At 61.1% G+C, this 5,776-nt stretch carries 3 protein-coding genes and 1 pseudogene; 2 read left to right on the top strand and 2 right to left on the bottom strand.

Features of this window, described 5'->3' with window-relative positions:
* Window positions 1-298, top strand: a pseudogene (locus ACRXB1_RS28670) (DEAD/DEAH box helicase); the annotation flags it as partial.
* A 70-nt stretch (window positions 299-368) separates the two neighbouring features.
* Here ACRXB1_RS28670 and gluQRS read toward each other — a convergent pair.
* Both gluQRS and ACRXB1_RS28680 read right to left on the bottom strand, forming a co-directional pair.
* Complete coding sequence (gene gluQRS, locus ACRXB1_RS28675; protein WP_449493952.1) at window positions 369-1,253, bottom strand: tRNA glutamyl-Q(34) synthetase GluQRS; 885 nt, start codon at window positions 1,251-1,253, stop codon at window positions 369-371.
* A gap of 58 nt (window positions 1,254-1,311) precedes the next feature.
* Window positions 1,312-2,181 carry a sulfurtransferase gene (locus ACRXB1_RS28680; protein WP_449493953.1) on the bottom strand — a complete coding sequence of 290 codons (870 nt, stop codon included), beginning with the start codon at window positions 2,179-2,181 and terminating at the stop codon, window positions 1,312-1,314.
* Between the two features lie 249 nt (window positions 2,182-2,430).
* Between ACRXB1_RS28680 and dnaE the strand changes: the two genes are divergently transcribed.
* On the top strand, window positions 2,431-5,776 hold a 3,346-nt coding region (dnaE, locus tag ACRXB1_RS28685; protein ID WP_449493954.1), incomplete at its 3' end, for a DNA polymerase III subunit alpha.

The following is a 5,776-nucleotide window of genomic DNA, read 5'->3' on the forward strand; positions in this document are numbered from 1 at the left end:
TGAGTCGTGGCGTCCTGCGCGGCATTCCCAATCCGCCCAGCACCGCAGCCAACGGCTGACGCGGCGTATTCTTGCGCTCGGCTTCCGCCGCCGTTCTACATCGTTCGAACGTTCGCATTCGCGCCAGCAACCGGTCGATGACTTTTTCCTGAAGCCGTACGTAGCGTCGCCGGCATCGGCAAGGAAAGCACAGGACGAGGCAGCGGCGGAAGCCGAGCGCAAGAATACGCCGCGTCAGCCGTTGGCTGCGTTGCTGGGCGGATTGGGAATGCCGCGCAGGACGCCGTCGGAGTCTTGATGGGTTTGTGGGAATGTGTAGCGAAGAAAGCGGCCGCGATGCCGCTTTTTGCTTTTTGAAGATTACGAATCTACGTCCCGAATCTTCGCGCCCATTGAGTCGTGGCGTCCAAGAAAAAAGCTTCAAGCGATCCGGCGGACAAGGGTTCCAGGCTGAGATGCCTCGCTGCTTGCGTCAATGCTGCGAGCGGTTTGGCCGTGTCCAGTGCCGTTGCGCCGGTTTGTTTGCTGAGCTTCTCGCCGTGGTCATTCTCGACCACGGGCACGTGCAGATAAGCGGGCGTAGGCATATCCAGGCATCGCTGCAAATAGATCTGGCGCGCGGTCGAATCCAGCAAGTCTGCGCCGCGAACAACATGCGTGACGCCGCAATCTGCATCGTCCACTACAACTGCAAGTTGATACGCCCATTCGCCATCGGCGCGCTTGAGTACAAAGTCGCCCACTTCCGTTGCCAGATCCTGCGTTTGCGTTCCCTGCCAGCGATCCTCGAAAGTGAATACGGCGGCGTCTCCGTCCGGCACGCGCATCCGCCAGGCGCGCGGCGGCTTGCCATGCAATCCGTCGCGGCAGGTCCCTGGATAAGCGAGCGTGGCGTGCCGCAAGTGAGCATGCGCGAGCGAATCGGCTATCTCGCGGCGCGTGCATCCACAGGGAAACACAAATCCCGCCGATAACAACTGGTCGAACGCTCTCTGATACGCGTCCTCGCGTTGACTTTGCCAAATGGGTTTCTTGTCGGAATGCATGCCGAACCTGCGCAGCGTTTCGAGGATATCGTCAGCCGCGCCGGCTACTGTGCGCGGACCGTCCACGTCTTCGATCCGAACGAGCCATGTGCCGCGATGGGCGCGTGCGTCGAGGAAACTGGCCAGCGCGCTCACCAGCGAACCGAAATGCAGCGGTCCGGTGGGGGAAGGCGCAAATCGCCCGCGATAGCCTTGTCCGGCGTTCATTGGCTGAGCCTGCTTATTGGCATCGCTCCAAAAAGAACCAGCCACGCGGGCGCGGCCCTCATGCCTTGTGTCGCTGCTCGCCGGGGCCGGGGAAAGACGCCCGGCCATCGGCGGTGATTGCGGCGTGCGCTTCGTCGCTGTTTGCGGCCTCGTCTTCCGCGCCCGCGGCATCGCCACTTTGCGGATTTGCCGCCGGCTCGAGCGCCGCATTCAACGCCGTCCGATGATCGAACACAAAACACTCGCCATGGTAATGCGCGCCGCCGACTTCCTCGAAGTATTTGAGAATGCCGCCTTCGAGCTGATACACGTGGTCAATGCCCACTTCCTTCATGTGGATCGCTGCCTTCTCGCAGCGGATTCCGCCGGTACAGAACGACACCACCGTCTTGCCTTCCAGTTCCGCGCGGTGCGCTTCGATCACGTCCGGAAATTCGCTGAATTTGTCGATGCGGTAATCGAGCGCCTGATCGAACGTGCCCACGTCGACTTCGAACGCATTGCGCGTGTCGAGCATCACGACCGGACGGCCTTCGTCGTCATGTCCACGGTCGAGCCACGACTTGAGCCGGGCTGCGGGGACGGACGGCGCACGGCCAAGTTCCGGTTTGATCGCCGGCTTTTTCATGGTGATGATCTCGCGCTTGAGTTTCACCAGCATCCTGCCGAACGGCTGCGTGGCCGAGATACTTTCCTTGAATTCCAGGTCCGCGAATTTGCCTTCGAAGAGCGCGTCCGTGCGCAGGTAGTGCATGAATGCATGGATAGGTTCCGGCGCGCCCGCGACAAACAGATTGATGCCCTCGGGCGCGAGCAGGATCGTCCCGCGAAGGCCAAGCGCCGCGCAGCGCTCGACGATCAGCGGCCGCCAGTCGGCGCCACTCTCGATGCTCACGAATTTATATGCCGAAAGATTGATGATGCTCATGACGCAAATGCTCTTAAAGTGCTTGAAAACGGGCGTTGCCGGGCGAAAAAGCGGGTTCGACGAGCGAAAACGGCATCTGTCGAATCCGTATTATCCCGCAAACGGCCCGCGCTTCCGACTCGGCCGTTCGGCTAACGAGTACACATCGATGCGGCACTTTTTTCATCATGCGGATCGATCTTGCGGAACCATAGGTCGAATGGCTAACGCGCGCTCTGGAGGCTATTTTCGCGAATAGGCGCATGTACAATATCGCTCATGTCAGATCCCCGCTTTGTCCATCTTCGTGTTCACTCCGAATTCTCGATTGCCGACGGCATCGTGCGCCTTGACGACGTCGTCAAGGCCGCAGCCAAGGACGGCCAGGGCGCGCTCGCGCTGACCGATCTCGGCAATGCATTCGGCCTCGTCAGGTTCTACAAGGAAGCGCGCAGCAAGGGCGTGAAGCCCATTGCCGGCTGCGACGTCTGGATCACCAATCCGGCGGATCGCGACAAGCCCGCGCGTTTGCTCTTGCTCGTCAAGAATCAGCGCGGTTATCTGAACCTGTGCGAACTCCTGTCGAAAGCGTGGCTGACGAACCAGTATCGCGGACGCGCGGAAGTCGAGTACGAATGGCTCGAAGGCGGGTTGTCGGAAGGATTGCTGGCGCTGTCAGGCGCGCAGCATGGAGACATCGGCATGGCGTTCGCCGCCGGTAACGACCAGGCAGCGCAACGTCACGCAGAGCGCTGGGCGAAGCTGTTCCCGAATGCGTTTTACATCGAGTTGCAGCGGGCGGGACACCCGGGCGGCGAGACCTATATTCAGCAAGCCGTCGCGCTCGCCGCGCAGTTGCAGCTGCCGGTCGTCGCCACGCATCCCATGCAGTTCATGACGCCGGACGACTTTACGGCGCACGAAGCGCGCGTGTGTATTTCCGAAGGAGACATGCTCGCCAATCCGCGTCGCCAGAAGCGCTTTACGACCGAGCAATATTTCCGTACGCAAGAGGAAATGTGCGCGTTGTTCGCGGACATTCCGTCGGCATTGGCGAACACCGTCGAAATTGCGAAGCGCTGCAATCTCAAGCTCGAACTCGGCAAGCCGAAACTGCCGCTGTTCCCGACGCCCGACGGCATGTCGCTCGACGACTACCTCGTGCATTTGTCGAAGGAAGGGCTCGAGAAACGCCTGGCCCAGCTCTACCCCGACGAAGCCGCACGCGAAGCGCAGCGCGAGACGTATTACGCGCGCCTGGAATTCGAGTGCAAGACCATCATTGGCATGGGCTTCCCGGGCTACTTCCTGATCGTCGCCGACTTCATCATGTGGGCGAAGAACAATGGCGTGCCGGTCGGCCCGGGCCGGGGATCGGGCGCCGGCTCGCTCGTCGCGTATGCGTTGTTCATTACCGACCTGGATCCGCTCAAGTACAACCTGCTGTTCGAACGGTTCCTGAATCCGGACCGCGTGTCCATGCCTGACTTCGATATCGACTTCTGTCAGGAAGGGCGGGACCGCGTCATTCAATACGTGAAGCAGAAGTACGGGGCTGACGCCGTATCGCAGATCGCGACGTTCGGTACGATGGCCGCGAAGGCCGCCGTGCGCGACATTGGACGGGTGCTCGATCTGGGCTACATGTTCACCGATGGCATCGCCAAGCTGATTCCGTTCAAGCCGGGCAAGCACGTGACCATCGCGGACGCGTTGAAGGAAGAGCCGACGCTGCAGGAACGCTTCGACAACGAAGACGAAGTGCATCAGTTGATCGAGCTGGCGCAGCGTGTGGAAGGGCTCACGCGCAACGTCGGCATGCATGCGGGCGGCGTGCTGATCGCGCCGGGCAAGCTCACGGACTTCTGCCCGCTCTACACGCAGGGCGAAGACGGCGGTGTGGTCAGCCAGTACGACAAGGACGACGTGGAGGCGGTCGGGCTAGTGAAGTTCGACTTCTTGGGCCTGACCACGCTCACCATTCTCGACTGGGCTGAACGGTATATCCGCCGGCTGGATCCATCGAAGAAAGACTGGAATCTGTCGCAGGTTCCGCTAGACGATCCCGCTTCGTTCCAGATCCTTAAGAAAGCGAATACGGTCGCCGTATTCCAGCTTGAAAGCCGCGGCATGCAGGGCATGCTGAAGGACGCGCAGCCTGACCGGTTCGAGGACATCATCGCGCTGGTGGCGTTGTATCGACCGGGCCCGATGGACCTGATCCCGAGCTTCTGCGCGCGTAAGCATGGCCGCGAGATCGTCGAGTATCCGGACCCGCGCGTGGAATCCGTCCTGAAAGAGACCTACGGCATCATGGTCTATCAGGAGCAGGTGATGCAGATGGCGCAGATCATCGGCGGATACTCGCTCGGTGGCGCCGACTTGCTGCGTCGCGCGATGGGCAAGAAGAAGGCCGAGGAAATGGCTGAGCATCGCGAACTGTTCCGGCAGGGCGCGGCGAAGAATGGACTGACCGCGGTAAAGGCCGACGAAATCTTCGACTTGATGGAGAAGTTCGCCGGCTACGGTTTCAACAAGTCGCACGCGGCCGCCTACGCGTTGCTCGCGTATTTCACGGCGTGGCTGAAGGCGCATCATCCAGCCGAATTCATGGCGGCCAACATGTCGCTCGCCATGGACGACACGGACAAGGTCAAGATCCTGTTCGAGGATTGCCTCGTCAACAAGATGGTCGTGTTGCCGCCGGACATCAACCAGTCGGCGTACCGGTTCGAGCCAGTGCCCGAAGCCGATGGCAAGCGTTCGAAGACCATCCGGTACGGACTCGGTGCGGTGAAGGGCAGCGGGCAGAGTGCTATCGAAGAGATCTTGCGGGCGCGCGACGAAGCGCCGTTCACGGATATCTTCGACTTCTGCACACGCGTGGATCGGCGCATGGTGAACCGGCGCACGGTGGAAGCGCTGATTCGCGCCGGCGCGTTCGATTCGCTGCATGACAATCGGGCGCAACTGATTGCATCGGTGCCGCTCGCCATGGAAGCGGCGGATCAGGCCGCGGCGAACGCCATGCAGTCCGGTCTCTTCGACATGGGCGACGAACCGCAACAAGGTCACGAACTCGTCGACGAACCCATGTGGTCGGACAAGAAGCGCTTGCAGGAAGAGAAGAGCGCGCTGGGTTTCTATTTGTCGGGCCATCTCTTCGACGCCTACAAGACCGAAGTCCGCCGTTTCGTCCGCCAGAAGATCGGCGAGTTGAAGGAAGGGCGCGAGAAGCTGGTTGCGGGCGTGATCACGACCATGCGCACGCAGATGACCCAGCGCGGCAAGATGCTGATCGTCAATCTCGACGACGGCACCGGCCAGTGCGAAGTCACTGTGTTCAACGAGCAGTTCGAGGCGAACAAGGCGCTCTACAAGGAAGACGAGTTGCTGGTCGTGCAGGGTCAGGCGCGCAACGACGCGTTCACCGGCGGCATTCGTTTTACGGTTGAAGCGGCAATGGATCTGGAGCGCGCGCGCAGCAAATACGCGCAATCCGTGAAGGTCGAAATGAACGGCAACGCGGACGCTTTGCGATTGAAGAAGGTGCTGGAAGCGCATAGCGCACCGCCCGAGCAGGCTGCGGCGCCCGCTGCGGTTCAGCCCTCATCGA

This window comes from Caballeronia sp. M23-90 (assembly GCF_053574605.1).

What these genes read in the sequence shown, in the direction of transcription:
- gluQRS (WP_449493952.1), bottom strand. Translation starts at nt 1,253, where the DNA reads ATGAACGCCGGACAAGGCTATCGCGGGCGATTTGCGCCTTCCCCCACC.
- ACRXB1_RS28680 (WP_449493953.1), bottom strand. Translation starts at nt 2,181, where the DNA reads ATGAGCATCATCAATCTTTCGGCATATAAATTCGTGAGCATCGAGAGT.